The 25,882-nt window shown below is 70.5% G+C and carries 21 protein-coding genes and 1 pseudogene; 12 read left to right on the top strand and 10 right to left on the bottom strand.

Annotated features, from left to right (window positions below; translation table 11 throughout):
- Positions 1 to 3: 3 nt before the first annotated feature.
- A pseudogene (locus H3309_RS17860) lies at positions 4 to 462 on the top strand (PEPxxWA-CTERM sorting domain-containing protein); the annotation flags it as partial.
- Positions 463 to 710: 248 nt separating this feature from the next.
- Here H3309_RS17860 and H3309_RS00400 read toward each other — a convergent pair.
- Positions 711 to 1,508, bottom strand: a complete 798-nt coding sequence (locus tag H3309_RS00400; RefSeq protein WP_182296443.1) for an enoyl-CoA hydratase/isomerase family protein — start codon at positions 1,506 to 1,508, stop codon at positions 711 to 713.
- 72 nt (positions 1,509 to 1,580) lie between these two features.
- Between H3309_RS00400 and H3309_RS00405 the strand changes: the two genes are divergently transcribed.
- From H3309_RS00405 to H3309_RS00420, 4 genes are read left to right on the top strand one after another with little or no spacing between them, the layout of a single operon-like run.
- Positions 1,581 to 2,498, top strand: coding sequence for a sulfite exporter TauE/SafE family protein (locus tag H3309_RS00405; RefSeq protein ID WP_182296445.1), 918 nt, complete (start codon positions 1,581 to 1,583; stop codon positions 2,496 to 2,498).
- Positions 2,495 to 3,253 carry a TIGR02186 family protein gene (locus tag H3309_RS00410; protein ID WP_182296447.1) on the top strand — a complete coding sequence of 253 codons (759 nt, stop codon included), beginning with the start codon at positions 2,495 to 2,497 and terminating at the stop codon, positions 3,251 to 3,253. The genes H3309_RS00405 and H3309_RS00410 overlap by 4 nt, the downstream gene beginning before the upstream one ends.
- A 20-nt stretch (positions 3,254 to 3,273) precedes the next feature.
- A complete protein-coding gene (pepN, locus tag H3309_RS00415; protein WP_182296448.1) occupies positions 3,274 to 5,850 on the top strand; it encodes an aminopeptidase N in 2,577 nt (858 codons plus the stop codon).
- Between the two features lie 5 nt (positions 5,851 to 5,855).
- The gene (locus H3309_RS00420; protein WP_182296450.1) at positions 5,856 to 8,762 is read left to right on the top strand and encodes a M16 family metallopeptidase; all 2,907 of its coding nucleotides are present in this window, start codon (positions 5,856 to 5,858) and stop codon (positions 8,760 to 8,762) included.
- A 180-nt stretch (positions 8,763 to 8,942) separates the two neighbouring features.
- Here H3309_RS00420 and H3309_RS00425 read toward each other — a convergent pair whose 3' ends face one another.
- Entirely contained in the window at positions 8,943 to 10,289 is a 1,347-nt protein-coding gene (locus H3309_RS00425) for an MFS transporter (protein WP_182296452.1), read from the bottom strand.
- A gap of 62 nt (positions 10,290 to 10,351) precedes the next feature.
- On the opposite strand from H3309_RS00425, the gene H3309_RS00430 reads away from it, so the two are divergent.
- Positions 10,352 to 11,818 carry a lipopolysaccharide biosynthesis protein gene (locus H3309_RS00430; protein ID WP_243453788.1) on the top strand — a complete coding sequence of 489 codons (1,467 nt, stop codon included), beginning with the start codon at positions 10,352 to 10,354 and terminating at the stop codon, positions 11,816 to 11,818.
- A gap of 56 nt (positions 11,819 to 11,874) precedes the next feature.
- Positions 11,875 to 14,343 (top strand): hypothetical protein, encoded by a 2,469-nt coding sequence (locus tag H3309_RS00435; protein WP_182296456.1) that lies wholly within the window; start codon positions 11,875 to 11,877, stop codon positions 14,341 to 14,343.
- A 2-nt stretch (positions 14,344 to 14,345) separates the two neighbouring features.
- Here H3309_RS00435 and H3309_RS00440 read toward each other — a convergent pair whose 3' ends face one another.
- Positions 14,346 to 15,500 (bottom strand): DUF2157 domain-containing protein, encoded by a 1,155-nt coding sequence (locus H3309_RS00440; protein ID WP_182296458.1) that lies wholly within the window; start codon positions 15,498 to 15,500, stop codon positions 14,346 to 14,348.
- A gap of 75 nt (positions 15,501 to 15,575) precedes the next feature.
- On the opposite strand from H3309_RS00440, the gene hslV reads away from it, so the two are divergent.
- On the top strand, positions 15,576 to 16,121 hold the full coding sequence (hslV, locus tag H3309_RS00445; protein ID WP_182296460.1) for an ATP-dependent protease subunit HslV: 546 nt from the start codon (positions 15,576 to 15,578) through the stop codon (positions 16,119 to 16,121).
- Positions 16,122 to 16,126: 5 nt separating this feature from the next.
- Complete coding sequence (hslU, locus tag H3309_RS00450) at positions 16,127 to 17,455, top strand: ATP-dependent protease ATPase subunit HslU (protein ID WP_182298384.1); 1,329 nt, start codon at positions 16,127 to 16,129, stop codon at positions 17,453 to 17,455.
- A 117-nt stretch (positions 17,456 to 17,572) separates the two neighbouring features.
- Here the strand turns inward: hslU and H3309_RS00455 are convergent, their stop codons facing one another.
- From H3309_RS00455 to H3309_RS00485, 7 genes are read right to left on the bottom strand one after another with little or no spacing between them, the layout of a single operon-like run.
- Positions 17,573 to 18,367, bottom strand: a complete 795-nt coding sequence (locus H3309_RS00455) for a VOC family protein (RefSeq protein WP_243453789.1) — start codon at positions 18,365 to 18,367, stop codon at positions 17,573 to 17,575.
- A complete protein-coding gene (locus tag H3309_RS00460) occupies positions 18,364 to 18,744 on the bottom strand; it encodes a DUF1428 domain-containing protein (RefSeq protein ID WP_182296462.1) in 381 nt (126 codons plus the stop codon). The genes H3309_RS00455 and H3309_RS00460 overlap by 4 nt, the downstream gene beginning before the upstream one ends.
- Entirely contained in the window at positions 18,741 to 19,175 is a 435-nt protein-coding gene (locus H3309_RS00465) for a VOC family protein (RefSeq protein ID WP_182296464.1), read from the bottom strand. The genes H3309_RS00460 and H3309_RS00465 overlap by 4 nt, the downstream gene beginning before the upstream one ends.
- A gap of 15 nt (positions 19,176 to 19,190) precedes the next feature.
- Positions 19,191 to 19,865 carry a glutathione S-transferase family protein gene (locus tag H3309_RS00470; protein WP_182296466.1) on the bottom strand — a complete coding sequence of 225 codons (675 nt, stop codon included), beginning with the start codon at positions 19,863 to 19,865 and terminating at the stop codon, positions 19,191 to 19,193.
- 21 nt (positions 19,866 to 19,886) lie between these two features.
- On the bottom strand, positions 19,887 to 20,330 hold the full coding sequence (locus H3309_RS00475; RefSeq protein ID WP_182296467.1) for an SRPBCC family protein: 444 nt from the start codon (positions 20,328 to 20,330) through the stop codon (positions 19,887 to 19,889).
- Position 20,331: 1 nt separating this feature from the next.
- Positions 20,332 to 20,952 (bottom strand): TetR/AcrR family transcriptional regulator, encoded by a 621-nt coding sequence (locus tag H3309_RS00480; RefSeq protein ID WP_182296469.1) that lies wholly within the window; start codon positions 20,950 to 20,952, stop codon positions 20,332 to 20,334.
- 38 nt (positions 20,953 to 20,990) lie between these two features.
- Positions 20,991 to 21,641: a 2-hydroxychromene-2-carboxylate isomerase gene (locus H3309_RS00485; RefSeq protein WP_182296471.1), complete on the bottom strand. Its 651-nt coding sequence runs from the start codon at positions 21,639 to 21,641 to the stop codon at positions 20,991 to 20,993.
- Positions 21,642 to 21,729: 88 nt separating this feature from the next.
- Here H3309_RS00485 and H3309_RS00490 point away from each other — a divergent pair, with 88 nt between their 5' ends.
- From H3309_RS00490 to H3309_RS00500, 3 genes are read left to right on the top strand one after another with little or no spacing between them, the layout of a single operon-like run.
- Positions 21,730 to 23,985, top strand: coding sequence for a DUF3604 domain-containing protein (locus tag H3309_RS00490; protein WP_182296473.1), 2,256 nt, complete (start codon positions 21,730 to 21,732; stop codon positions 23,983 to 23,985).
- Positions 23,975 to 24,712 carry a hypothetical protein gene (locus H3309_RS00495; protein ID WP_182296475.1) on the top strand — a complete coding sequence of 246 codons (738 nt, stop codon included), beginning with the start codon at positions 23,975 to 23,977 and terminating at the stop codon, positions 24,710 to 24,712. The genes H3309_RS00490 and H3309_RS00495 overlap by 11 nt, the downstream gene beginning before the upstream one ends.
- Positions 24,709 to 25,878, top strand: coding sequence for a HupE/UreJ family protein (locus tag H3309_RS00500; protein ID WP_182296477.1), 1,170 nt, complete (start codon positions 24,709 to 24,711; stop codon positions 25,876 to 25,878). The genes H3309_RS00495 and H3309_RS00500 overlap by 4 nt, the downstream gene beginning before the upstream one ends.
- Positions 25,879 to 25,882 lie beyond the last annotated feature (4 nt).

The raw sequence follows: 25,882 nt of genomic DNA on the forward strand, positions 1-25,882 counted from the left end.
AGCAGCCCGAACCTCTTCGTCGGCAGCCATTCGGGCATCGCCGCCGCTCCGGCCGGTGACGCCACGCGCTATGCCGCGGTGCTGGGGGGCCAGACGCTGACGCTGAACACGCCGAACCTGAAGTCGCTGTCGCTCTATGCCGGCTCGATCGACACCTACAACTGGATCACCTTCAAGGGCGCGAACGGTTACAGCCAGACGGTCAGCGGCAGCGCGTTCGCGGTGGTGCCGAACGGCAGCTGGACCGAGGCGCTGGCCAACCGCCGGGTGGATTTCGATTTCGGCGGCAACCGGGTGAACCAGGTGATCTTCGGCTCGAACGGCAACAGCTTCGAGTTCGACAACATCGCCGCCGCCGGCGCGGTGCCGGAACCGGCGACCTGGGCGATGCTGATCGCGGGCTTCGGCCTGGTTGGCATGGCGGCGCGCCGCCGCAACAGCCCGAAGGCCGTGCTTGCATAAGGTTCAGGGTCGAACAGCCTCAGGGTCGGAAAACCTCTTGAGGTCGCAATCGAGAGGCGGGCCGGCGGTGCGAAAGCACCGTCGGCCCAACCCTTTTGACCGGCGGCGCCGGAGAAGACGGCGCATTGGCGCCGGCGCGCGGTCGCGCTTGCGGCCTGCGGGATTTTTTGGCCGGCTTCGCCGGAAGAAGGCGGCGCATTGGCGCCGGCGCGCGGTCGCGCTTGCGGCCTGCGGCCGATGACTCCGGATCAGCTGTCGCGCCAGGCGGGCGGGCGTTTATCCAGGAAGGCGCCGATCGCCTCGCGGTGATCGGCGGTGGCGGTCAGCAGCACCTGCTGCCGGTCCTCCAGTGCCATGGCGGCCTCCAGGCTCGGCGCGTCGATGTTCATGGCCAGGCCCTGTTTGGTGAGGCGCAGGCCCATGGGATTTTTCGCCAGCATCTCGTCGGCGAGCGCGAGGCCGGTATCGAGCAATTTGTCCGCCGCGACCGTTTCACTGGTGAAACCCAGTTTTTCGGCGCGTTCGGCGGTCAGAAACCGCGCCGTCAGCATCAGCTCGGCGGCGACGCTGGCGCCGATCAGGCGCGGCAGCAGATAGGAACAGCCGATGTCGCAGGATGACAGCCCGATGTTGATGTAGGCGGCGTTCATCCGCGCGTCGGGCGCGGCGATGCGCACGTCCGACGCCAGCGCCAGGCTGAAGCCGCCGCCGCAGGCCGCGCCCTGCACCAGGGCGATGACCGGCTGCGGGCAGCGGCGCATGCGCTGGACGATGCGGGCGATGCGCTGCTGCACGTCGAGCGCGGCGCGCACGCCCGTGTGCAGGCTGTTCGACGGCGATTTCAGGTCCAGCCCGGCGCAGAAGGCGCGGCCCTCCCCGCGCAGGATGACGACGCGGACAGGGTCCCGCTCGACCAACCCCTCGAAATAGGTGTTCAGCGCGTCGATCAGCGGCCGGTCGAGCGCGTTCAGCACCTCGGGGCGGTTGAGGGTGACGATTTCCAGCGCGCCGTCGCGGTGCGATTCGATCAGCAGCGGTTCGGTCACGGGCAGCCCTCCTTGAAAATTTCATGATGTGCCGGTTTGCCCCGCTGCCGCATCTGCTTCTAAAGACAGTGCATGGACCTGTATCTGCCGATTGCGGAAATGTCCGTGAACGCGTTGCTGATCATCCTGCTGGGTGGCGGGGTGGGGTTCCTGTCGGGCATGTTCGGGGTGGGTGGCGGCTTTCTGACGACGCCGCTGCTGATCTTCTATGGCATTCCGCCGGCGATCGCGGTCGCTTCCTCGGCGACGCAGATCACCGGGTCCAGCGTGTCCGGCGCGCTGGCCTATTGGCGGCGGGGGGGCGTGGACCCGAAGATGGGCGCGGTGATGGTGGGCGGCGGGCTGCTGGGGTCGGTCATCGGCAGCATCGTCTTTGCCTGGCTGAAGGCGCTGGGGCAGATCGATGTGGCGATCGGCATCATCTATGTGCTGTTTCTGGGCGGCATCGGCGGGCTGATGCTGAGGGAGGTGCTGGGCACGATGCGCCGGCAAAACGCCGGTTTGCCGGTGCAACGGCGCGCGCGGCGGCATCATCCGCTGGTGGCGGCGCTGCCGTGGCGGATGCGATTCCCGCGCTCGGGCCTCTACATCTCGCCGCTGGCGCCCTTCCTGCTGGGGGCGGCGGTCGGCGTGCTGACGGTGATCCTGGGGGTGGGCGGCGGCTTCATCATGGTGCCGGCGATGCTCTATCTGCTGGGGATGAGCGCCGCGGTGGTGGTGGGCACCAGCCTGTTTCAGATCGTGTTCGTGACGGCGTTCAGCACGATGCTGCATGCCGCGCAGTCCCAGTCCGTCGATATCGTGCTTGCCGTGCTGCTGCTGCTGGGCGGCGTGGTGGGGGCGCGGCTGGGGGCGCGGGCGGCGGAGACGCTGCCCGCCGAACGGCTGCGGCTGTTCCTGGCGCTGCTGGTGCTGGCGGTGGCGGTGCGGCTGGCGGTGCAGCTGACCTGGCGGCCGCCGGAGCTGTTCTCGATCCAGTTGCTGGCATGATCCGGGCGTTGCTGCTGTGGCTGCTGTGGGCCGGCGCCGCGCTGGCGGCCGAGCCGCGGCTGGTGACCGACCTGTCGCAGAGCCGGATCGACATCAGTTACCGCTTCGCCGGCGCGGAGCTGCTGATCTATGGCGCGATCCAGTATCCCGGCGGGCGCACGCCGGGGGACGAGCCGGGGATCGCCATCGTGGTGCGCGGCCCGACGGCGCCGCTGACGCTGCGGCAGAAGGAGCGCATCGCCGGCATCTGGATGAACACGCGCGCCGTGCGGTTCGAGAGCGCGCCCGGCTTCTATGCGGTGGCGACGACGGCGCCGGTGCGCGAGCTGTTGGATGAGCGCAACGCGGCGATCTATGAGATCGGCCTGCAGCACCTGCAACTGTCGCCGGCGACCGCGGTCGATCCGGCGACGACGCGCGCCTTTCAGGACGGATTGCTGGCGCTCCGGGCGCGCGCGGGCCTTTATGTCGAGCAGCCCGGCGGCGTGCGCGTGACGGAGAATGTGCTGTATCGCGCGCGCATTCCCATTCCCAGCGCGGTGCCGGTGGGGGAATATCGCGCGGAAATCTACCTGATCCGCAAGGGCCGGGTGCTGGCGCGCTCCACCACGCCGATCGTCATCGACAAGACCGGGTTCGAGCGCGGGGTGTGGCGCTTCGCGCAGGAGCACAGCATCGCCTATGGCCTGCTGGCGGTGGGAATCGCGCTGTTCGCCGGCTGGGCGGCGGGGCTGGTCACTCGACGCAAGGGCTGAAAGCCGATAGCGCTGCGCCTATGCACAATGCCGAAGCTCCGCACGCGCCCACCCGACTGATCGATTACCGCCCGCCGGACTGGCTGGTTCCACAGGTAAAACTGCGTTTCGAACTTGAAGCGCAGCGGACGCTGGTGCACGCGACGCTGCATGTCGTGCGCAACGGCGCGCATGACCGGCCGTTGCGGCTGGACGGGCAGGCGCTGGAGCTGCTGCATCTGGCGGTCGATGGCGCGGCGCACGACCATCGCCTTGCCGATGAAAAGCTGACCATCGCGCTGGGCGCCGATGCGGCGGTGGTGGAGACGAGCGTCGCCATCGCCCCGGCGGCGAACACGCGGCTGATGGGGCTTTATGCCAGCGGCGGCCTGCTGTGCACGCAATGCGAAGCCGAAGGGTTCCGGCGGATCACCTTCTTCCCGGATCGGCCGGACGTGCTGAGCCTCTATTCGGTGAGGCTGGAGGCCGATGCGGCGGCCTATCCGGTGCTGCTGGCGAACGGCAATCCCGGCGCGACGGGCGCGTTGCCCGATGGCCGGCATTTCGCCGAGTGGGACGATCCGATCCCCAAGCCCTGTTACCTGTTCGCCGCGGTGGCGGGCGACCTTTCGGCGCTGTCCGACCGGTTCACCACCATGTCCGGGCGGGAGGTGGCGCTGAACATCTGGACGGCGGCGGCGGACGTGGCGCGCTGCGGCCATGCCATGGCGGCGCTGAAGGCGAGCATGGCGTGGGACGAGCGCGTCTATGGCCGGGAATATGACCTGGATGTCTTCAACATCGTGGCGGTCGCCGATTTCAATTTCGGCGCGATGGAGAACAAGGGGCTGAACATCTTCAACAGCAAATATGTGCTGGCCGATGCCGAGACCGCGACCGACTGGGATTTCGACAGCATCGCCGGCATCGTGGCGCATGAATATTTCCACAACTGGAGCGGCAACCGGGTGACCTGCCGCGACTGGTTCCAGCTGAGCCTGAAGGAAGGCTTCACCGTGTTCCGCGACCAGCAGTTCAGCGCCGACCAGGGGTCCGCGGCGGTGAAGCGCATCGAGGATGTGCGCGGCCTGCGCGGCATGCAGTTCGCCGAGGACGCCGGCCCGCTGGCGCATCCGGTGCGGCCCGACAGCTATGTGGAGATCAGCAATTTCTATACCGCGACCATCTATAACAAGGGCGCGGAGATCATCCGGATGATGCACCGGCTGCTGGGCGAGGCGCGGTTCCGGGCGGCGAGCGATTCCTATTTCGCCGCGAACGATGGCCGGGCGGCGACGGTGGAGGATTTCCTGGCGGCGATGGCGGGACAGGGGCTGGACGCAGACACCTTCGCGCGCTGGTACCGGACGCGCGGCACGCCGGTGGTGGCGGCGGCGCTGTCGCACGATGCCGAGGCAGCGACCGCGACGCTGACGCTGCGGCAGTCGAACCCGCGGGCGCCGGACGCCGCGCCGCTGCCGATCCCGCTGGCGACCGCGCTGTTCGGCCGGCAGACGGGCGCGCGGCTGGGCGAGGAGCGGCTGATCCTGCTGGACCAGGCCGAAACGCGGGTGACGTTCGAGGCGGTGCGCGAACCGCCGGTGCTCTCGATCAACCGGGGCTTCTCCGCACCGGTGCTGGTGCAGGCGGCGCAGTCGGCGGACGACCTGGCATTCCTGGCGGCGCATGATGACGACGGGTTCGGCCGCTATGAGGCGATGCAGCAGCTTTTGCTGAACGCGCTCATTCAATCCGCGGGCGGTGGCGGCACGGCGGGGCAGGAGGCGGTGATCGCGGCGGTGCGGGCGACGCTGCGCCAGGCCGACGCCGACCCGGCCTTCGTGGCGGAGACCGTCCTGCTGCCGGCCGAGGCGCTGATCGGCGACCGGATGGGCGAGGTGGATCCGGAGGCGATCCACGCGGCGCGGGAAGCGTTGCGGCGGACGCTGTCGGGGGCGCTGCGCGAGGAGTGGTGGGCGCTGTTCCACGGGCTGGCGGACACGGATTTCGCGCTGACGCCGCTGGCCAAGGGCCGGCGGCGGTTGCGCGGCGTGGCGCTGGGCATGCTGATGGCCGGGGATGACCATGAGGCGACCGCGGCGGCGTTCCTGATGTTCGCGGATGCCGCCACCATGACCGACCGGATGGCGGCGCTGGGGGCGCTGGCGAACAGCCGGGCGGTGGAGCGCGAGGAGGCGCTGCGCCTGTTCGAGGCGCGGCACGGCGCGGACGCCAACGCCATGGACAAATGGTATGCGGTGCAGGCGGCCTCCTCCCGACCCGACACGCTGGCGGCGGTGCGCCGGCTGCAACAGCGCGCGGACTATTCGCCGGCGAACCCGAACCGGTTGCGGTCCCTGGTGCTGACCTTTGCCAACAACCAGCTGCGCTTCCATGCGGCGGATGGCGGCGGCTATGATTTCCTCACCGAGACGCTGCTGGCGGTGGATGCCATCAACCCGCAGTCGGCGGCGCGGCTGGCGGCGCCGCTGGGGCGGTGGAAGCGGTTCGACGCGGGGCGCGCGGGCCTGATGCGCCGCGCGCTGGAGCGGATCCGCGCCACGCCCGGCCTGTCGAAGGATGTTCAGGAAATGGTCAGCAACAGCCTCGAAGGTTAGTGGACATGCGCTTTTTCGTGATGATGCTGGCGGCCGCGGCTGCCCTGGTGCAACCGCTGCATGCCCGGGGCGGGCCCACCCCGATGCCGACGGCGAAACTGGCGAAGGTGCAGGCTTTGGCGCCGGCGCCGCTGTCCGAGCTGGTGCGCAAGGTCGACATTCCGTTCGAGCGGTTCGTGCTGCCCAATGGCCTGACGGTGATCGTGCATACCGACCGCAAGGCGCCGCTGGTGCATGTCGGCGTCTGGTACAAGGTGGGCAGCCGTGACGAGCCGCTGGGCAAGGGCGGCTTCGCGCACCTTTTCGAGCATCTGATGTTCTATGGCAGCCAGCATCATGACGACGAGCATTTCCGGCCGCTGGAGGAAGTGGGCGCCACCGACAGCAACGGCACCACCAGTTTCGACCGCACCAATTATTTCCAGACGGTGCCGACGCCGGCGCTGGACCTGGCGCTGTTCCTGGAGAGCGACCGCATGGGCTGGTTGTTGCCGGCGGTGACGCAGGCGAAGCTGGACCGGCAGCGCGACGTGGTGAAGAATGAGAAGCGCGAGGGTGACAACCAGCCGTTCGGCCAGGTCGGCTATGCGCTGTTCGGCAACCTGTTCCCGGCGGACCACCCATACAGCGTGACTTCGATCGGCAACCCGGCGGACCTGGACGCGGCGACGCTGGACACGGTGCGCGGCTGGTTCCGCACCCATTATGGCCCGAATAATGCCGTGCTGGTGCTGGCCGGCGACATCGATCTGGCGACCGCGCGCCCGCTGGTGGAGCGTTATTTCGGCAATATCCCGGCGGGGCCGACGCCGGCGGATTTCGCGGCGCCGCTGCCGGTGCGCACGGAAACGACGCGGGTGACGCTGAGCGATGCGGTGTCCGCGCCAAGGCTGTTCCGCGCCTGGGTGGTGCCGGGGCGGAAGGATGCCGCCGTGCCGCTGGTGGATGTGGCGCTGACGGTGCTGGCGGACGGCGCGACCTCGCGCCTCTATGATGCGCTGGTGCGGCGGGAGCGGCTGGCGGTGGGGGTGAGCGGCGGCATCAGCCCGCTGGACAAGGCGAGCGTGGCGACCTTGATCGTCGACCTGCGGCCCGGTGTCGATCCGGCGGTGGTGGAGCGCCGCGTCGATGCGCTGTTGGCAGAGTTCCTGAAAAGCGGCGCGAGTGCCGACGAGGTTTCCCGCGTGGCGACGCGCGCGGTGGCGCAGACGGTGCGCGGGTTGGAGCGCATCGGCGGCTTCGGCGGCAAGGGCGCGGTGCTGGCGGAAGGCGAGCTTTATGCCGGCGACCCCGGCGATTTCCGGCGCGAGCTGGGGGTCTATGCCGGCGCGACGCCGGCGCGGGTGCTGGCGGCGGCGCGGCAATGGCTGTCGAAGGGCGACCTGCGGCTGAACGTGGTGCCGGGCGAGCGCAAGGAGGCGGAAATCCGCGTGGCGCAGGCGCCGCGGGTGATCGAGACGCCGGAAAGGCCGGCGGCGGCCGCGCCGCTGTCGGCGGGGATCGACCGCAGCCGGGGCCTGCCGCCGGCGGGACCGGCGACGCAGCTGCGGCTGCCGGCACTGGAGCGGGCGACCCTGTCGAACGGGATCGATGTGCTGCTGGCGCGGGTGCCGGCGGTGCCGGTGGTGCGCATCGCCTTCAGCCGGCCCGGCGGCAGCAGCAGCGACGACCGGGCGAAACCGGGCGCCCATGCGATCATGCTGGCGATGCTGGACGAGGGCAGCAACGGCCGGCTGGGCGCCCTGACCGGGCCGGACATCGCGCGGCTGCAGGAGCGGCTGGGGGCGTCGATCTCGGCGAGTTCGACGCTCGACCGGACGCGGGTGACGCTGAGCGCGCTGACGCCCAACCTGGCGGCCAGCGTGGCGCTGTTCGCCGACGTGATCCGCGCCCCGGCCTTTCCAGCGGACCAGCTGGAGCGGGTGCGCGGGCAGGCGCTGGCGGGGCTGGCGGCGGCGGAGAAGGATCCGGATGCGCTGGCGATCAACGCGCTGCCGCCGTTGATGTACGGCGCGGCGCACCCCTATGGCCTGAGCTTCAATGGCCAGGGGACGGTGGCGGGCGTGGGCGCGCTGACACGGGCGGATGTGCTGGTTCGGCACGACGCGGCGCTGCGGCCGGAGGGCGCGACGCTGATCGTGGTGGGGGACACGACGATGGCGGGCGTGAAGCCGCTGCTCGAATCGGCCTTTGGCGACTGGCGCGGGCGGGGGGGCGACCTGCCGCCGCCGGCCGGCGCGGTAACGGCGGCGGGGGTGTCGCCGCGCATCCTGCTGATCGACCGGCCGGGGGCGCCGCAGTCCGTGGTCATGGCCGGGCGGGCGATGGCGGCGACCGGCGCGGAGGACCGCATCGCGCTGGCGGCGGCGAACGACATTTTCGGCGGGCAGACGACGGCGCGGCTGAACCAGAGTTTGCGCGAGGCCAAGGGCTGGGCCTATGGCGCGTCGGCCAGCGTGGCGCCGACGCGGTTGCAGATGCCGTTCCTGCTGAGTTCGTCGGTGCAGACCGACCGGACGGGGGCGGCGATCGCGGAAATCCGCCGGCTGCTGGGGGCGTTTGCCGGCACGGCGCCACCGACCCGGGCGGAGCTGGACCGGGTGGTGGCGAACAGCATCCGCAGCCTGCCGGGCGATTTCGAGACCGGCGCGGCGCTGCTCGGCTCGCTGGAGCGGAAGCTGAACCTGGGGCGGCCGGACGATTATTTCGCGACGCTGCCGAAGCGGCTGGAGGCGCTGACACCGGCGGATGTCGTGGCGGCGGGCTATCCGGGGCCGGACGCGCTGGTCTGGGTGGTGGTGGGCGACGCGACGCTGGTGGAGCCGCAGCTCAAGGGGCTGGGGTTGCCGGTGGAGCGGCGAAGCGATCCTGATAGCCGTTCGGGAAGCGGTGCTTCGCGCCCCCATCCTTGAGCGCCGGGCGCCGTTCATCGTGGCGACGGCGACGATCATGCCGGTGTGATTTTTTCAGGCGGGCGCGGGAACCGCGGGCGGTGGTGGGGGTTATGGAATCGCAATCCGGCATCGCTTCCCCCGCCGCGATTGCAATTGCCGCGGACCACCCCCGTCCTGCGGCACACGCGCCGGCCCGATTCAGTTCGGGTCGGCGCGGTTCGTTCGGGCATCCAGCCGCGCGCGGATCGCGGCGTGGGCGGCGGCGGTGATCGGCCATTTGCGGATCAGGATGGCGGCGGTGAGCGCCAGGATGGCGGTGGGGATGGAGAAGATGAGCTCCAGCCCGAGGATGGCGTTGGCGCTGTTGGCGGCGCCCGGGCGGGGATCGAAGCCGATGAGCGCGAGCGCGGGGTAGGTGAGGCCGACGGGGATGCCATAGCCGATCTTTTGCGTGGCGGTGAGGATGGCGAAGCTGAGGCCGGTGGTTTCGACGTCGCCGCGCTCGGCCCGCTGCGCATCGGTGAGGTCCGACAGCATGGCGCGCAGCAGGAAGGGGCCGGCGGCATAGGGGATGCCGGCGACGATCATGGCGATGGCGGCGACGGGGACATTGTCGTTGGGCAGCAGCACGATGCCGGCGTTGGTGAGCATGAACCAGAGGGCGGCGATGGCGAGCGCCTGGTGCTTGCCGAGGCGCTGGGCGAGGCGGATCCACAGCGGCGCGGCGGCGAGGCCGGCGACGAAATAGCCGAGCAGCAGCAGCGAGGCGGTGGCGGCGGGCATGCCCTTGGCCGCGGTGAAGAAGAACAGGAACAGCGCGCCGGTGATGCCGGGCGCGATGCCGAGCAGCAGGTCCACCCAGAGCAGGCGCTGCATGCGGCCGTCGCCGAGGACGGCGCGGACGTCGGCGAGGCGGACGCGGTGCTGTTCGGGTGGGGCGGGGCCGTCGCCGACCAGCAGGACCGCGGCGAGCGCGGTGGTGGGCAAGAGCGCCATGATGAACCAGCCCATGGCGTGGATGCCGGGCGCCACGCCTTCGCCGGGCAGCAGGCGGGCGACCAGCGGCGGGATGATGAGGACGAGCAGCAGGCCGATGACGTTGGTGGCGCTCCACCAGCCGAAGACGCGGGCGCGTTCGGCATAGTCCGGCGAGAGCGTGCTGCCCCAGCTGGTCTGGGAGAGATAGACCATCGACCAGCCGAGGTAGAGCAGCAGCAGCCAGGCGGTGAGGCCCAGCGCGGTGACGCCGGGTTTCGCCATGAACACGCCCCAGACGCCGAGCGCCAGCACGAAGGACCCGCTGAGCAGCCAGGGGCGGAAGCGGCCGAAGCGGCTGCGCGTGTTGTCCATCAGCGCGCCGATGAAGGGATCGATGGGAATGTCGATGACGCGGACGAGGAAGAAGATGAAGCCGACGGTGGCGAGCGGCAGGCCGAGCGTGCCGGCATAATAGGGGGGCAGGTAGACGATGAGGGGGAGGCCGAGCGCCGCCACCGGCAGGCAGGGGCCGCACCAGGCGACGAGGGATCGCAGCGGAACGCGCAAGACAGTCTCCTTGGCTTGCCATGTCTTGCCGCAAGGGTGGTGGCGGCGATAGGGGGAAAGCGATGGCCCGGCCCGCCCCTTCCGATGCACCGCTGGCCGATGGCGCGGCCCTGGCGAAGGGCGGGCGCACCAGCTTCCTGGGGTTCCTGCTGCGGCTGCTGGCGCGGCTGCCGTTCATCTTCATCGCCAGCCGGCTTTATGGTGCGGCGCCGCTGGGGCAGTTCGCCTATGCGACGATGGTGGTGGAGTTCGTGGCGGCGCTGGCGCTCATTGGGCTGAAGCGCGGGCTGGCGGCCGACATGGCGCGGGGTGAGCGGCCGGAGACGCATATCATCGCCGATGGCATCGCGTTGACGATGCTGCTGTCGGCGCTGGGGGTGGCGGTGCTGGTGCTGTTTCCGGTGCTGATGTTTCCGGCGGGGGAGATCGGCCTCAACGACCGGCTGCTGGCGCTGATCGTGCCGGCGATCGTGCTGTCGGACCTGACGCTGGCGGCGCTGGCCTATCGGCTGCGGATCGACGCGCAGGTGCGGGCGCGCTCGGTGGTGGAGCCGTGGGTGCTGACGCTGGTGGCGGCGGCGCTGGCGTTCACCGCCTGGAAGGAGGACGGGCTGCTGATCGCCTATGCCGCGTCGATGGTGGCGGCGATGCTGGCGTCGGTGGTACCGTGCTGGCGGCTGTTCGGTGCGGTGGAGGGGTGGACCCCGTCGCCGCGGCGGCTGTGGCGGATGGCGCGGCGCAACGGGCCGCTGGCGGGCGCCGACCTGGTGGAGTGGGGCACGCGGCGGCTGGACATCTTCATCCTGGGCCGGTTCGCCAGCGCGGAGATGGTGGGCATCTATTTCGCCGCGCAGCAGCTGGCATCGCTGCCGCAGAAGATCCGCAGCAGTTTCGACGCGGTGCTGGCGCCGCTCTTGTCGCAGGCGCTGGCGCGCGGCGACCGGGTGGCGACGGCGGCGAACCTGCGGCAGGTGGGGTTCTGGGTGCTGGCGTTCCAGGTGGCGGCGGTGCTGGGGCTGGCCTTTCCCGGCGATGGCTGGATGGGGCTGTTCGGGCCGGCCTTTCCCGCCGGCACGATGGTGATGGTGACGCTGCTGCTGGTGGAGGTGGTGGCGTCGCAGGCGAGCCTGGCCGAGGCGGCGATGGTCTATGCGCTGCCGCGGCTGAACTTCCTGTTGAGCGCGGCGGCGATGCTGGTGCAGGCGGCGCTGTCGCTGTGGCTGACGCCGATCTATGGCGGGGAGGGGGCGGCGCTGTCGCTGCTGGTCGCGGTGCTGCTGCTGGCATGCGCGAAGGCGGTGGTGCTGTCGCGGCATCTCGGCGCCTCGGTGCTGGCGTGGCGCTGGTCTTTGTTGCTGTGCATGGCGCCGGCGGCGCTGCTGGGCTGGCTGGCGCGGGGCTGGCCGGAATGGCTGATGCTGGCGGCCGGCGTGCCGCTGATCCTGCTGGCCTTCGGCGCGACGCTGTGGCGCTTCGGCTTCCTGCCGGCGGACCGGCTGCTGTTCCGGCGCCATCCGGACCCGCGCTGACTTTACAGCCGGGGGCGAATCGTGAAGTCTCCCCTGACAGAGGAGCGGGGGACGGCATGGCGAAGGCGGGGGAGGATCTGCTGGCGGCGGAACGCGACCAGGTCGCGCGCCGGCGGCGGCACCAGGGCACCCCGGCCGACGCGCCGGTGCTGGGGCTGGCGATTTCCGGCGGCGGCATCCGCAGCGCGACGCTGGGGCTGGGCATCTTGCAGTCGCTGTCGACGCATGGCGTGCTGGGGCGTGTCGATTATCTGAGCACGGTGAGCGGCGGCAGCTATATCGGCAGCTTCCTGGGCAGCCTGTTCGTGCCGCCGACGGCGCGTGGCGACGCGGACGCGGTGGATGCGGCGGTGGTGCGCGAGCATGTGAAGACGCTGGGGCATGACCCGCTGGGCAGCCCGATGGGGCTGCTGGCGGTGCGGCAGTTGCGGCAGTTCGGGCGTTACATCGCGCCGCGCGGCGCCGGGGACCTGATCTATGGCCTGGGGATCGTGATCCGCAACTGGATCGCGCTGCAACTGGTGATCGGGGTGTCGCTGCTGGCCATCTGGCTGTCGGCGATCAAGGCGGCGGTGGCGATGCGGGCGGAATTCTCCCCGACCGAACTGGCGCTGCTGCTGCCGCCGCTGCCGTTCAGCCCGCTGTGGGGGCTGACGGCGATCGCGCTGGTGTGGCCGGCGGGGGCGGCGCTTGCCTATTTCATGTCCCGCCGGGATTATTTTCCGCCGCCGCCGCTGCAATATGTGAAGCGGGTGTGGTGGTGGGTGCTGATGCTGGTGCTGGCGCTGTGCGTCTGGCGGCTGGTCGATCCGCCGCCGGAAATGGGCGGCACGGTGCGGCTGCTGCTGGCGGGCGCCGCGGCGGCGATCGCGGTGGCGCTGCTGGTGGACGCGAAGGTGCGGCAGGCGCAGCCGCCGGCGCGCAGCGACTGGCAATCCTCGGCCGTGGCGCGGGAGGACCGCATCCGCGCGAACATCAGCCGCATCCAGGCGAGCGGCATCACGCTGGTGTCGGCGCTGGCGATGGCGGCGGCGGCGGACACGGCGGCGCTGTTCCTGGCGACCTGGGTGACCAAGGCGGCGCTGCTGTCGGGCGGGGTGCTGGCGGTGGCGGCGATGCTGGCGCGGCGTTTCCTGTCGAAGGTGGATGTGAAAAAGGGCCTGGCGATCGCCAAGAAGCGGCTGGGGCTGGTGGTGAACCTGGCGGGCATCCTGCTGGGGGTGCTGGTCATCCTGTTCTGGGCGGCGTTCGCGCACCTGATCGCCTGGGACGATGACAGTTTGCGCACCGCGGTGCGGCTGGAGGAGCTGGTGACGTCGCCGGCGATCCTGGACCGCGCGGTGCTGATCACCGTGGGGGCGGCGCTGGCGGTGGCGTTCAGCCCGTCCTTCCTGAACCTGTCGTCGCTGTCGATCTTCTATGCCGGGCGGCTGCGGCGGGCCTATCTGGGCAGCAGCAACATCGACCGCAGCGACGACCGCTATGCCGTGGGCAAGGACCAGAAGTCCGACGATATCCGGCTGCACTGCTATTACCACGAGAGCCTGGCGCCGGTGCACCTGATCAACGTGACGCTGAACGAGACCAGCGGGCAGGGAAGCAATGTGGTGCAGCGCGACCGGCGCGGGCGCAACATCGCGCTGTCGCCGGCGGGGATGCTGGTGTCGGGCGACGATCCGCGCAACCTGAGCGCGCGGCCGCTGGACCGGGCGGAGGTGGCGCGCTTCGACTGCCCGGTGGGGGAGCCGCTGCCGCTGTCCGCCTGGGTGGGCATTTCGGGGGCGGCGGTGTCCACGGGCCTGGGGTCGCGCAGCACGGTGGGGCTGGCGCTGCTGGCGGGGCTGTCCAACGCGCGGCTGGGATATTGGTGGCGGGTGGAGCGGCAGGGCGGCTTCTTCGCGGTGTTCCGCAACCGGCCGGTGCAGGCCTATCTGCTGGACGAGCTGAACGCGCGCTTCGTGGGCGACGCCGGGGTGCGCTGGAACCTGTCCGACGGCGGGCATTTCGAGAACAGCGGGCTGTATGAGCTGATCCGGCGCCGGCTGCCGCTGATCATCGCGGCGGACAATGGCGAGGATGCCGAATATCAGTTCGCGGATGTCGCCAACCTGGTGCGCAAGGCGCGGATCGATTTCGCCACCGGCATCCGCTTTCTGGACGCGGCCGAGCTTGACGGGGTGCTGGGCGCGGGCACGCGCATCCGGCAGGCGTTCGACGGCACCGCGGGGTTCAGGGCGGATGCCTGCTGCGCGACCGCGCTGCTGGCGCGCATCACCTATCCGGACGGCGGCGCCGGCACGCTGATCCTGCTGAAGCCGCGCGTGGTGGCGGACGCGCCGCTCGACCTGATCCGTTATCAGGCGGAAAATGCCATGTTCCCGCACCAGTCGACCGGCGACCAGTTTTTCGACGAGAGCCAGTGGGAAAGCTATCGCCGGCTGGGGCAGCTGATCGCCGACCGGCTGTTCGCGGGCACACCGGAAGTGCCCGACCTGTGGCATCCGGCGATGCTGCGGCCGCTGTAGGATCAGCTTCGGGCGGTGCGCATGATGCGCTGCCAGCCCCAGGCGAGCGCGATCAGCAGCAGTCCGCCGCTGACCAGGCCGGCGCCGGTGGTGGCCATCGAGCCGAACAGCTCGAGGTAGATGATGAACAGGCGCAGGGCGAGGGCGGCGATGGCGATGCCGAACAGTGCGCCCCAGCCCGTGCGCGCGGCGGCGGCGGCGATGCTGCCCCAGAGCGCGGCGTAGAGCAGGACGCCGAGGAGGCGGCTGCCCCAGGCGTCCGGGTGCGGCAGGGCGGTGGCGAGCGCGACGGCGACGAGGGGCCCGAAGAGCAGCGGCAGGCGGAGCGCCGGCGGCAGGCTGTCCGTGTGCCGGACGGCCCAGAGGGCGAGCGCGGTGGCGAGCGCGGCGGGGATGAGGCGGATCGCCATGTCCCGCGCCTGGGCGGCGGTGATGGCGTCCGCCCAGGCGAAGTGCGCGACGCCGGCGCCGGCGAGCAGGGCGACGAGACCGACCGCCCGGAGCGCATCGCCGACCGGGCCGCCGCGCGTGGCGGCGATGGCGATGAGCAGCGCGGGCGTCGCCATGGCGACGCCCTGGGCGAGCAGGCGCGCCGTGCCGGTGCCGGGGGGCTCGGCGGCAAGCGCGATGGCGGCGAGGCCGGCGACCAGCGCCCAGCCGAGCGCGGTCCAGGCGGTGCGGCCGAGCAGCAGCAGCGGCGCGGTCATCAGCGCGAGCCAGAGCGCGAGCGCGCGCCACAAGGGCCCGGTGAGGACGAAGACCTGCGCCCACAGGAAGATGCCGGCCATGACGATGGCGCCCAGGATGACCAGCAGCGCCTCCTGTCGCGCGGTCTCGCCGGCGCGGTGCGCGCGGATGAGCAGCAGCGCGGTGGCGGCGGTGAGGACGCCATGGCCGCCGAGCTTGACGGCGTCCGGAATGCGCGCCCAGTTGGCGGCGACCAGCAGCAGGAGGCCGAGGCCGACGGCGAACAGGCCGAGGCCGGCGAGCGCCCAGCGCACCAGCGGGCGTTCGCGGCTGCCCTCGTGGGCGGCGATGCGGCGGGCGGCCTCCGCATCGATCAGGCCGGCGGCGACCCAGTCGCGGAGCTTGTCGTCGAGCGCCATGGCCGCCCCCTGCCCGGCCGGGGCGCGGCTGTCCAGCGCCGGGTCTTCCATCGGCGGGCGCGCTTCCTACATGGGTTCGGCCCGCCCACGCGAGGTGGCGCGGCGGAAAGGACATGATTTTCCCACATGGCAGAGACGGTGAGCTGGCACGGCACGACGATTTTGTCCGTGCGCAAGGATGGCAAGGTCGTGGTGATCGGCGACGGCCAGGTGTCGATGGGGCAGACGGTGATGAAGCCGAACGCCAAGAAGGTGCGGCGGCTGGGTGGCGACGGCAGCGTGATCGGCGGGTTCGCGGGCTCGACCGCGGATGCCTTCACCCTGTTCGAGCGGCTGGAGGCGAAGCTGGAGCGCTATCCAGGCCAGCTGACGCGCGCGGCGGTGGAGCTGGCGAAGGACTGGCGGCAGGACCGTTACCTGCGGCGGCTGGAAGCGATGATGATCGTTGCCGACAGGGATGTGACGCTGATCCTGACCGGCACCGGCGATGTGCTGGAGCCGAATGACGGCATCGCGGCCATCGGGTCGGGCGGCAACTATGCCCTGTCGGCGGCGCGGGCGCTGGCGGACAGCGGCCATGATGCCGAGGAGATCGGCCGGCGGGCGATGAAGATCGCTGCCGACATCTGTGTCTATACCAATGAGAATGTGACCGTCGAGGTGATCCAATGAACGAGATGCCCAACCCCGAACAGTTCGTCAGCGGCATCGCGGCATTGACGCCCAGCCGGATCGTGGCCGCGCTCGACCGGCATATCGTGGGGCAGCGCGACGCCAAGCGCGCGGTCGCCGTGGCGCTGAGGAACCGCTGGCGGCGGCAGCAGCTGGACGCTGACCTGCGCGACGAGGTGACGCCGAAGAACATCCTGATGATCGGGCCGACGGGGTGCGGCAAGACCGAGATCAGCCGGCGGCTGGCGAAGCTGGCGGAGGCGCCGTTCCTGAAGATCGAGGCGACGAAGTTCACCGAGGTCGGCTATGTCGGCCGCGACGTTGACAGCATCATCCGCGACCTGGTGGAGGAATCGATCCGGCTGGTGCGCGAAAGCCGGCGCGCCGGGGTGAAGGAAGCGGCGGAAGCGGCGGCGCTCGACCGGCTGGTGGATGCGCTGGTGGGCAAGGACGCGAGCGAGGCGACGCGGCTGGCGTTCCGGGCGCGCGTGCTGGACGGCGCGATGAAGGGCCGGGAGGTGGAGGTCGAGGTGGAGGATGCGGGCGGCATGCCGTTCGACATTCCGGGGATGCCGCCGGGCAGCGTCGGCATGATCAACCTTGGGGACATGCTGGGCAAGGCGATGGGCAAGCGGACGAAACGCCGCAAGATGCCGGTGGAGGCCGCGTGGGAGCTGCTGGTCAACGAGGAGAGCGACAAGCGGCTGGACAGCGACGACCTGACGCGGGAGGCGGTGCGCAACGCCGAGCAGAACGGCATCGTGTTCCTGGACGAGGTGGACAAGATCGCCGTCAGTGACGTTCGCGGCGGCAGCGTCAGCCGGGAGGGCGTGCAGCGCGACCTGCTGCCGCTGATCGAGGGCACCACCGTTGCCACCAAGCATGGCCCGGTGAAGACCGACCATATCCTGTTCATCGCCAGCGGCGCCTTCCATGTGGCGAAGCCCAGCGACCTGCTGCCCGAACTGCAGGGGCGGCTGCCCATCCGGGTGGAGTTGAAAGGCCTGACCCAGGCGGATTTCCGCCGCATCCTGACCGAGACCGAGGCCAGCCTGACGCGGCAATATGCGGCGCTGCTGGGCACCGAGGGCGTGACGCTGCGCTTTACCGATGACGGCCTGGACGCGATCGCGCGGATTGCCTTCGAGGTGAACGACCGGGTGGAGAATATCGGCGCGCGGCGGTTGCAGACGGTGATGGAGAAATTGCTGGAGGACATCAGCTTCGACGCGGCGGATGCGGAAGCGCAGACGCTGGAGATCGACGGCGCCTATGTGGGGCGGCAGCTGGAGGCGATCGCCAAGGACAATGACCTGAGCAAGTTCATCCTCTGAGGGCGATGGGGGTCGCGGTCACGACCCGCATTTTGATGGCATCAAAATGCGGGTCTGTCTTTCTGTTGTCGCGCATCTTTCTGCGGAAAACCGGTATCCACTTTTCCGCGATGCGCTCTAGAGGCGCGGCCCCACCAGCCCGAAATGCGCGCCCTGCGGATCGGCGGCGTTGAGGCTGTATTCGCCGCCGGGAATCTCGATCGGCGGCTGCATCAGGGTGCCGCCATGGTCCTGGATGTGCACCACCGCGGCGTCGATGTCGGCGACGCGGAAGTAGAAGCTCCACACCGCGTGCGGCACGCCGGGCATCAGCGGCATCATCGCGCCCAGCATGGCATGCGGTGCACCTTCAGCGCCGCGCCCGGTGTGGCGCAGGAAGTCGTATCGCCCGATGCCGGGCATGTCCATGCCGCCATCGGCGACCCAGCCGAAGCGCTGGCCATAGAAATGCAGCGCGGCCGGTGCGTCGGGCGTCATCAGCTCGTTCCACGCGCAATGCCCCAGGCGCGGACGGTCATAGGAGAAGGCGCTGGCCTCCCCCTCGCCGGTCGGTGTCATGACATAAAAGGGGGCGCCGTGCGGATCGGCGACCATCGCGAAACGCCCGACGCCCGGCATGTCGCGCGCCGGCATCAGCAGCCGCCCACCGCCGGCGGTGATCGATCCGACCATCGAATCGACATTGTCGACCGCGACATAGCCCACCCAGCCGGGCCGCGCGCCACCTTCGGTCATCGCCGGCGTCAGCTGGAGCATGCCGCCGACCATGCCGTCGCTGGCGGTGATTTCGGCATAGTCCGGGTCGTCGCGCACCGTCCAGCCGAGCATCGGCGCATAGAAAGCCGTCGCGGCGCGCGCGTCGGGCGTCATCAGCTCATACCAGATCCAGTCACCGTGATGATTTGCCATCATTTTTCTCCCGCACCCATGTCCACCACCGGCACGAAGCCACCGAAGATCATGCGCTTCCCGTCGAAGGGAAGCGGATTCTTCGCCTGATCGAGGCGCGGATCGTCGTTCGCCGGGTCCTGCATCCAGGCCATCGCCGCGTCGCGTGTCGCCTTGTCGGGCCATTCGATCCAGCTGAAGGCGACCGCTTCATCGGCGGTTGCGGCAACCGCGCGGCGGAAATCGGTGAGCGTGCCGTCCGGCACATCATCCTCCCACGCCTCGACGATGCGGGTCGCGCCGCGTTCGAGGAAGATCGCATCCGCGTGGCGCGCATGGTCGATGAAGGCCTGGCGCCGATCCCTCGGCACCGCGATCACGAAACCGTCGAGGTAGCTCATCGCGCCTCTCCCTGCATCGGGCCGCCGATCGACCAGCGATAGCCGAACGGGTCGACCACCTGGGCATAGCGGTCGCCCCAGAACATGTCGGCGGGCGGCATGGCGGCGCGCGCGCCGGCGGCGACGGCGCGGCCGAACCAGACGTCGGTATCGTCGACCTGCAGGTGCAGCGTCAGGCCGCTGCCGCCGGCCGGGCCGACATCGGCGGGGCCGACATATTCGGGAAACTCGTCGTGCAGCATCAGCGATGCGCCATTGATGACGACGTGGGCGTGCATCAGCCGCCTGCCATCCTCGGCCAGCTGGCGGTGGCGCTCGGTCGCGCCGAAGGCCGCGCGATAGAAGTCAATCGCCTCGGCGGCGCGGTTGTCGCCGATCTGGATATGCGGCGTCAGGCCGCCCGTCGGCGTCGTTTCGGCTGTGTCTGCCATGTCTGCTCTCCTCCCTTACGCAACATCCCGGAAATCGGCGAGCTGCGCCGCATGCGCCGCACGAAATGCCGGTCTCGCGGTGCCGCGCGCGACATAGTCGGCAAGGTTCGGATGCGCCGCCACCAGCGCCGGCGGCGCCTGCGCCCGCAACACATCGACCATCAGCAGGTCGCCGATGGTGAAACGGCCGTCGAGCCACTCGCGGCCGCCGAGCGCCACCGACAGCTGCGCCAGCCGCGTTTCGAGGAAGGGCCGGACCAGATCGCCTGCCTCATCCTGCCACGGCTTGCCATCGGCGAGCCAACCCATCACGAAGAGCATCTGCGCAAAGGGCTCGATGCTGTTGAGCGCGGCGAACGCCCAGCCGATGGCACGCGCCCGGGCGCCGTCCTCGCGCGGCAGCAACCGCGCATCCTTCGCGCCGATGTGAAGCAGGATCGCGCCCGATTCGAACAGCGTCAGCCCGCCTTCCTTATAGACCGGCACCTGGCCGAACGGCTGGTCGGCGAGATGTTCGGGCGACTTCACGCCGCCACCCCCGCCGGCGCCGCCGACGAGCCGGACCCGGTAGGGCAGGCCGATCTCCTCGAGCGCCCAGCGTATGCGGCAATCCTTCACCCGCCCGCGCGCCATGTCGGGCACCCATCCATAGGCGGTCACTTCGATGTCGGCTGCCGGATCAACGGGCATTGTACGGCTCCTGCAGCGCGGTCACTGAGTGATGTCGGGCGTGACCAGGCGGGCAAGCTTGTCGAGCGAATCCTGCCAGCCGAGATAGCACATCGCGACCGGGATCGCATCGGGGATGCCGGCCTGCTCGATCGTCAGGTCGGTGCCGCCATCGACGGCCTTCATGTCGACGGTCACCATCATCTCGCCCGGCATGGCCGGATCGTCGAAGCGGTCGGTGTAGCGAAGCCGCCGGCCGGGCACGAACTCGTGATAGTCACCGCCGAAGCCGTGGGCGTGGCCGGTGGTGAAGTTGGTGAAGGACATGCGGAAGCTGCCGCCGTCGCGCGCATCCATGTGATGCACATGCGCGGTGAAGCCATAGGGCGGAAGCCACTGCGCCATCGCGTCGGCGTCTGTGAAGGCGCGGAAGACCTTGTCGGGTGTGGCGGGCAGCACGCGGTGCAGGTTGACGGTTCCAGGCATGTCACGCTCCTTCGGATGATGCGGCGACGCCGCACAGCATGGCGATGTAACGCTTCAGATGGGCGATGCTGCCGAGCGCCTGCGACGGATCGCCCGTGGCCTTCGCCAGGATGAAGCCGCCCTGCAGCACCGCCTGCGTGTGCAGCGCGAGATCATGCGGATCGACCCCGGTCACGCCGTGGGCGGCGAGCGCGGCGGTGATGTCTGGCACCAGCGTGTCGGCATGGCCGGTGATGCTCGCGCCACAGGCGGCGCGGATCGCCGGGCTGCTTTCATGCACTTCCTGCACCATCGTGCCGGCGACGCAGCTGAATTCGGCGGCGGTGCCGGCGATCAGGCCGGCGCGAAAGTCGAGATAGGCGAAAAGGCGCGCCAGGGGATCCGCGGCATCATGATAGGGCGCCGCCGCGAACAGCGCGCCGGTGGTTTGCGACCAATGGTCGGCGGCGGCCACGCCGAGCGCTTCCTTCGACGCGAAATGATGGAAGAAGGCGCCCTTGGTGACGCCGGCCGCGGCACAGAGCGCATCGACGCTGGTGGCGGCGAAGCCCTGCTTGCGGATCAGCCGGACGGCCGCGTCGAGCAGCGCGGTGCGGGCAGAGGGGGCGGTGCGACTCGACATGAGGCATACATACCAACCAGTCTGTATGTATGCAAGACCTATTCGCGCGCCACCAATCCGTTTTGCCGCAGGCGCCAGAGCAGCACATCGATGCGGTCCTGGCCGAAGAAGGGTTCGCCGTCGAACAGCATCAGCGGCACGCCCCAGTGGCCGCTGGCATCCTGCGCGGCTTCGTTGGCGGCGATCGCCGCGTCCAGCCGCGCTGTCTCCTCGCGCTCGGCGATGTCCAGTGCCGCCCAATCCAGCCCGGCCACCGCCGCCGCCTCGGCCAGATGCGTGCCCTGATGCCAGTCCGGCGTGCCGCCCCAGATGCGGGAGGCGACCGCATGCGCGAACGCCAGCCCGTCGCCCTGTTCGGCCGCCGCCTGCCCCAATCGTGTCAGGCGGCCGATATGGGGCTGCTCCGCCGCGATCTCGCGGGTCGCCATGTTCTGCACGATGGGGTCGGGGCGCGGCGGGGCGAAGGGCAGGCCGGCCATCTGCGCCAGGCGGAAGACATCGCGCACCACATACAGGGGCCAGCGCGGGTCGATGCGTTCGAAGAAGCCGGCGTCGCGCACCGCCAGCGGGCGGACGGGGCGGAAACGGATGGCGAGGTCCCATTCGGCGCGGAGCGCGAGGAGGCGCGGGGTCGCCAGATAGGAATAGGGCGAGCGGAAGGACCAGAACAGGTCGATGGTCAGCGTCATGCGGAGCATTTGACACGGCCGGCGCCGGCGTGACAAGCTGCGCGAAATAACGGCATTAAATGCGCCAATAGTTTGGGAGGTACGCGGCATGCGGCGTGTTCTCGGCTGGAGCCTGGGGGGACTGGTCGGGCTGGCAGCCATGCTGGGCGCGCTGTGGTGGCTGTTCGGCGCCGGCTGGCTGGGGAATGAGCGGGACGCCGGGACGATCCGCAGCCCGCGCGTGCCGGACGCGGTGGTGGCGGCGCGCGATGAGGGCGTGGCGGCGGCGCGGCCGGCGGGTTCGGTGAAGCAGATCCTGTTCGGCGACCTGCATGTCCACACCAGCTATTCGACCGACGCTTTCCAATGGGCGCTGCCGATCAATGGTGGCCCGGGCGTGTTTCCGGTGGCGGATGCCTGCGATTTCGCGCGGACCTGCGCGGCGCTGGATTTCTGGGCGATCACCGACCATGCCGAGGCCTCGACGCCGACGCGCTGGGCGCGCACGAAGGCGGCGGTGCGGCAATGCCAGGCGGTGAGTGGCGACGGGCCGAATCCCGACCTGATCAGCTTCCTGGGGTTCGAATGGACGCAGGTGGGGCGGCTGCCGGACGAACATTATGGCCACAAGAATGTGATCTTCCGCGACCTGGATGATGCGAGCGTGGCGGCGCGGCCGATCTCGGCGGGCGGGGTGGCGACGACGGTGTTGCGCAACACGCGCATCGGCATCCGGCCCGGCGTGCTGATGCTCGATATGGAGCACGGCGATGTTTATCGCGATTTCAACACCTTCCTGCGCAAGATCCGCGAGGTGCCGGATTGCGATGCCGACACCCCGTCCGACCGGCTGCCGGCGGGCTGTTATGAATCGGCGGCGACGCCGGGCGAGCTGGTGCGGCGGCTGGATGCGCAGAAGCTGAAGCCGATCATCATCCCGCACGGCGGCACCTGGGGATTCTACACCCCGCCGGGGACGACGCTGGACAAGGCGCTGGCGGCCAACGACGTGCCGGAGCGTTTCCCGCTGGTGGAAATCTATTCCGGCCATGGCAACAGCGAGGAGTATCGCAGTTGGCGGGAGGTGCTGCCCGGGCCGCTGAGCGCCGCGGGGCCGACCGCCATCTGCCCGCCGCCGTCCAAGAACTACACGCCGAGCTGCTGGCGGGCGGGGGAGATCATCGCGGCGCGCTGCCAGGCGGAGGGGGGTACGGACTGCCCCGCGCGCGCGGCCTATGCGCGGGCGGCCTATGCCAACATGGGGGTCGCCGGGCATCTGGCGGTGAAGGGAGAGACGCCGGAAGAGTGGCTGGACGCCGGGCAGTGCACCGATTGCTACCTGCCGGCGTTCAACTATCGCCCGCGCATGTCGGTGCAATATGGGCTGGCGATCAAGCGCTTCGCCGCGGACGGCACGCAGGCCGCGCGCTGGCGCTGGGGGTTCATCGGCAGTTCGGACAACCATCGGGCGCGGCCGGGGACGGGGTACAAGCAGGTGGACCGGCGGCGGAACACCGAGGCGTCGGGCGCGGTCAGCGAGGCGGCGCGGCGCGCGCAGCTGGGCGACATGCTGAAGGAAAAGCCGAGCGCGAATGCGACGCTGATCCCCGCCGAGAAGCTGGTGGCGATGGGCGGCTTTCAGTTGACCGAGTTCGAGCGGCAGACGAGCTTCTTCCTGACCGGCGGCATCGCGGCGGTGCATGCCGAGGGCCGCAGCCGGGCGGCGATCTGGGATGCGATGCAGCGGCGGGAGGTCTATGCCACATCGGGCCCGCGCATCATGCTGTGGTTCGACCGGGTGCTTCCCGACGGCCGGCGGCTGCCGATGGGCAGCATCAGCGAGGGGACGGCGAACCCGACCTTCAAGGTGAAGGCGGTGGGGGCGTTCAAGCAGAAGCCGGGGTGCCCGGATTTCGCCCGGGCGGGGAATGACGCGGCGCGGTTGCAGGCGCTATGTTCGGGCGAATGTTTCAACCCGACGGACGAGCGCGAGCGGATCACCCGGATCGAGGTGGTGCGCATCCGGCCGCAGGTGCGTGCCGGGGAGGATGTCGGCGGGCTGATCGAGGACCGGTTCCTGGTGCATGCGTGCCCGCCGTCGGCCGATGGCTGCACGTTCCGCTTCAGCGACCCTGGCTATGCGGCGGGGCGGCGGGACGCGATCTATTATGTGCGGGCGATCCAGGAGGCGACGCCGACGATCAACGCCGATCCGCTGAACTGCACGCGCGATGCCGCCGGCAAATGCGTGAAGGTGCGGCTGTGCTATGGCGACTATCGCAGCGGCGCGTCGGAATGCCGGGCGCCGTCCGAGCCTCGGGCCTGGTCGTCACCGATCTACCTCGACTGGCCGCGTGCGTCCTGAGCGGCTGTTCGGGCTGGCGGCGGCGGCGGGCCTGCTGCTGGCGCTGGCGGTGGCGCTGGGGCCGTGGCGGGAGGATGCGACGCCCGACGACCTGGTGGCGCGGGTGGGCGATGGCGGCGTGACGCGCGCGGCGCTCGACCGGGCGATGGCGGCGCTGGCGGCGGACAATCGCAATGCGCCGGGGCCGGCGGACCGGGCGCGGGTGCTCGACCGGCTGATCGACGAGGAGTTGCTGGTGCAGCGCGGCATCGCGCTGGGGCTGCCGGAACGCGAGTTGAGCGTGCGCAAGGCGATCGTGGATGCGATGCTGCAATTCGCGAGCGTGGAGGGGGAGCGGGCACCGGGCGAGGCGGAGCTGCGGGCCTTTTATGACGCACGGCCGCTGCTGTTCGCGGGTTCGCCGGCGGTGACGCTGGCGGTGAGCGTCGATGGCCGGGCGCTGGAGCTGCCCGCGGCGTTGCCGCTTGATCGGGTGGCGGGGCTGGCGGGGGCGACGGTGGCGGCGCTGGCGGCGCGGCTGGCGGTGGGGGAAAGCGCATCGGCGAGGGGCGAGGACGGGCGGGCCTATGCCGTGCGGATGCTGGCGCGGTCGGCGGGGGAGCGGGTGCGGTTCGAGGATGCCCGACCGGCGGTGGAGGCGGCGTGGCGGCGGCAGGCGCAGGAGGCCGCGGTCGAGGCCTATCTGAAGACACTGCGGCGCGAGATGCGGGTGAGCAAGGCGGAATGAGGTGGCTGTGGCTGCTGCTGATCCTGCTGGCCGCGCCGGCGGGGGCGCATACGCGCAGCGAGAGTTTTTCGGTGTGGCAGGGGGAGGGGCGGACGCTGCACGGCGTGTTCCGGGTGGATGCGCGCCGGGCGACGCAGCTGATCGAGCCGGGTGGCGGGCTGGAGCCGGCGCTGCTCGCGCATCTGGCGGCGACGGTGGTGCTGACGCAGCACGGGGCGCCCTGCCCGGCGGCGCCGCCGCGGCTGTTGGCGGGCGCGCCGGGCGAAGTGCGGGTGGAACTGCGTTTCACCTGTGCATCGCCGCTGGACGGCGGGACGGTGCTGCGGGTTGCCGCGTTCCGCGACGTCTCCCCCAGCCATGTGCATTATGCGGTGTTCAGCGATGCCGCCGGTGGGCGGCAGGAGGTGGTGCTGAGCGCGGCGCGCATGACGACGCCGGTGGTGGCGGAGCGGCGGGGGACGGATTTCCCCGCCTATCTGTGGCTGGGGCTGACGCATGTGCTGTCCGGCGCGGACCATCTGGCCTTCCTGCTGGCGCTGGCGCTGCTGGCGGGAACCCCGGCGCGGGCGGCGCTGGCGGCGACGGGGTTCACGCTGGGGCACTCGCTGACGCTGGGGCTGACCGCGACCCGGCATCTGTCCCCGGACGTGCCGGCGATCGAGGCGATGATCGGGTTCACGGTGGCTTGGGCGGCGTGGGCGGCGATGCGGCATGGCCGCACACGGGGCATTGGGAGGGATAGTGCGCTGTTGCTGGCTGGGGCCGTGCTGGTGCCGGCGGTGCTGGCATGGGTGCTGGGGCGGTCGCCGGCGTGGGGGGTTCATGCCGGGCTGGCGCTGTTCGCCGGTGCAATGGCGTTTCGCCAGCAAAACGAGGGGTCATGGATGGCGGTGGTGCTGGCGGCTGCCTTCGGCCTGGTGCATGGCGCGGGCTTTGCCGGCGCGCTGATCGAATTGCAGGTGTCGCGGGACCGCATCCTGCCGGCGCTGCTGGGGTTCAACCTGGGCGTGGAGGCGGCGCAGCTGCTGGTGCTCGCGGTCGTCGGCCTGGTGGCGCTGCTGGCGCGGCGGGTCGGCCCGGACCTGCGGCAGCGGGCGCGGACGGTGACGCTGGCGGCGCTGGCCATGCTGGGCAGCTTCTGGTTCGTGACGCGGTCGCTGGGGTAAGACG

The organism is Sandaracinobacteroides saxicola (assembly GCF_014117445.1).
In the GTDB taxonomy this organism is placed as follows: domain Bacteria; phylum Pseudomonadota; class Alphaproteobacteria; order Sphingomonadales; family Sphingomonadaceae; genus Sandaracinobacteroides_A; species Sandaracinobacteroides_A saxicola.

What these genes read in the sequence shown, in the direction of transcription:
- H3309_RS00405 (WP_182296445.1), top strand. Translation starts at nt 1,581, where the DNA reads ATGGACCTGTATCTGCCGATTGCGGAAATGTCCGTGAACGCGTTGCTG.
- H3309_RS00410 (WP_182296447.1), top strand. Translation starts at nt 2,495, where the DNA reads ATGATCCGGGCGTTGCTGCTGTGGCTGCTGTGGGCCGGCGCCGCGCTG.
- pepN (WP_182296448.1), top strand. Translation starts at nt 3,274, where the DNA reads ATGCACAATGCCGAAGCTCCGCACGCGCCCACCCGACTGATCGATTAC.
- H3309_RS00420 (WP_182296450.1), top strand. Translation starts at nt 5,856, where the DNA reads ATGCGCTTTTTCGTGATGATGCTGGCGGCCGCGGCTGCCCTGGTGCAA.
- H3309_RS00430 (WP_243453788.1), top strand. Translation starts at nt 10,352, where the DNA reads ATGGCCCGGCCCGCCCCTTCCGATGCACCGCTGGCCGATGGCGCGGCC.
- H3309_RS00435 (WP_182296456.1), top strand. Translation starts at nt 11,875, where the DNA reads ATGGCGAAGGCGGGGGAGGATCTGCTGGCGGCGGAACGCGACCAGGTC.
- H3309_RS00440 (WP_182296458.1), bottom strand. Translation starts at nt 15,500, where the DNA reads ATGGAAGACCCGGCGCTGGACAGCCGCGCCCCGGCCGGGCAGGGGGCG.
- hslV (WP_182296460.1), top strand. Translation starts at nt 15,576, where the DNA reads ATGGCAGAGACGGTGAGCTGGCACGGCACGACGATTTTGTCCGTGCGC.
- hslU (WP_182298384.1), top strand. Translation starts at nt 16,127, where the DNA reads ATGCCCAACCCCGAACAGTTCGTCAGCGGCATCGCGGCATTGACGCCC.
- H3309_RS00455 (WP_243453789.1), bottom strand. Translation starts at nt 18,367, where the DNA reads ATGATGGCAAATCATCACGGTGACTGGATCTGGTATGAGCTGATGACG.
- H3309_RS00460 (WP_182296462.1), bottom strand. Translation starts at nt 18,744, where the DNA reads ATGAGCTACCTCGACGGTTTCGTGATCGCGGTGCCGAGGGATCGGCGC.
- H3309_RS00465 (WP_182296464.1), bottom strand. Translation starts at nt 19,175, where the DNA reads ATGGCAGACACAGCCGAAACGACGCCGACGGGCGGCCTGACGCCGCAT.
- H3309_RS00470 (WP_182296466.1), bottom strand. Translation starts at nt 19,865, where the DNA reads ATGCCCGTTGATCCGGCAGCCGACATCGAAGTGACCGCCTATGGATGG.
- H3309_RS00475 (WP_182296467.1), bottom strand. Translation starts at nt 20,330, where the DNA reads ATGCCTGGAACCGTCAACCTGCACCGCGTGCTGCCCGCCACACCCGAC.
- H3309_RS00480 (WP_182296469.1), bottom strand. Translation starts at nt 20,952, where the DNA reads ATGTCGAGTCGCACCGCCCCCTCTGCCCGCACCGCGCTGCTCGACGCG.
- H3309_RS00485 (WP_182296471.1), bottom strand. Translation starts at nt 21,641, where the DNA reads ATGACGCTGACCATCGACCTGTTCTGGTCCTTCCGCTCGCCCTATTCC.
- H3309_RS00490 (WP_182296473.1), top strand. Translation starts at nt 21,730, where the DNA reads ATGCGGCGTGTTCTCGGCTGGAGCCTGGGGGGACTGGTCGGGCTGGCA.
- H3309_RS00500 (WP_182296477.1), top strand. Translation starts at nt 24,709, where the DNA reads ATGAGGTGGCTGTGGCTGCTGCTGATCCTGCTGGCCGCGCCGGCGGGG.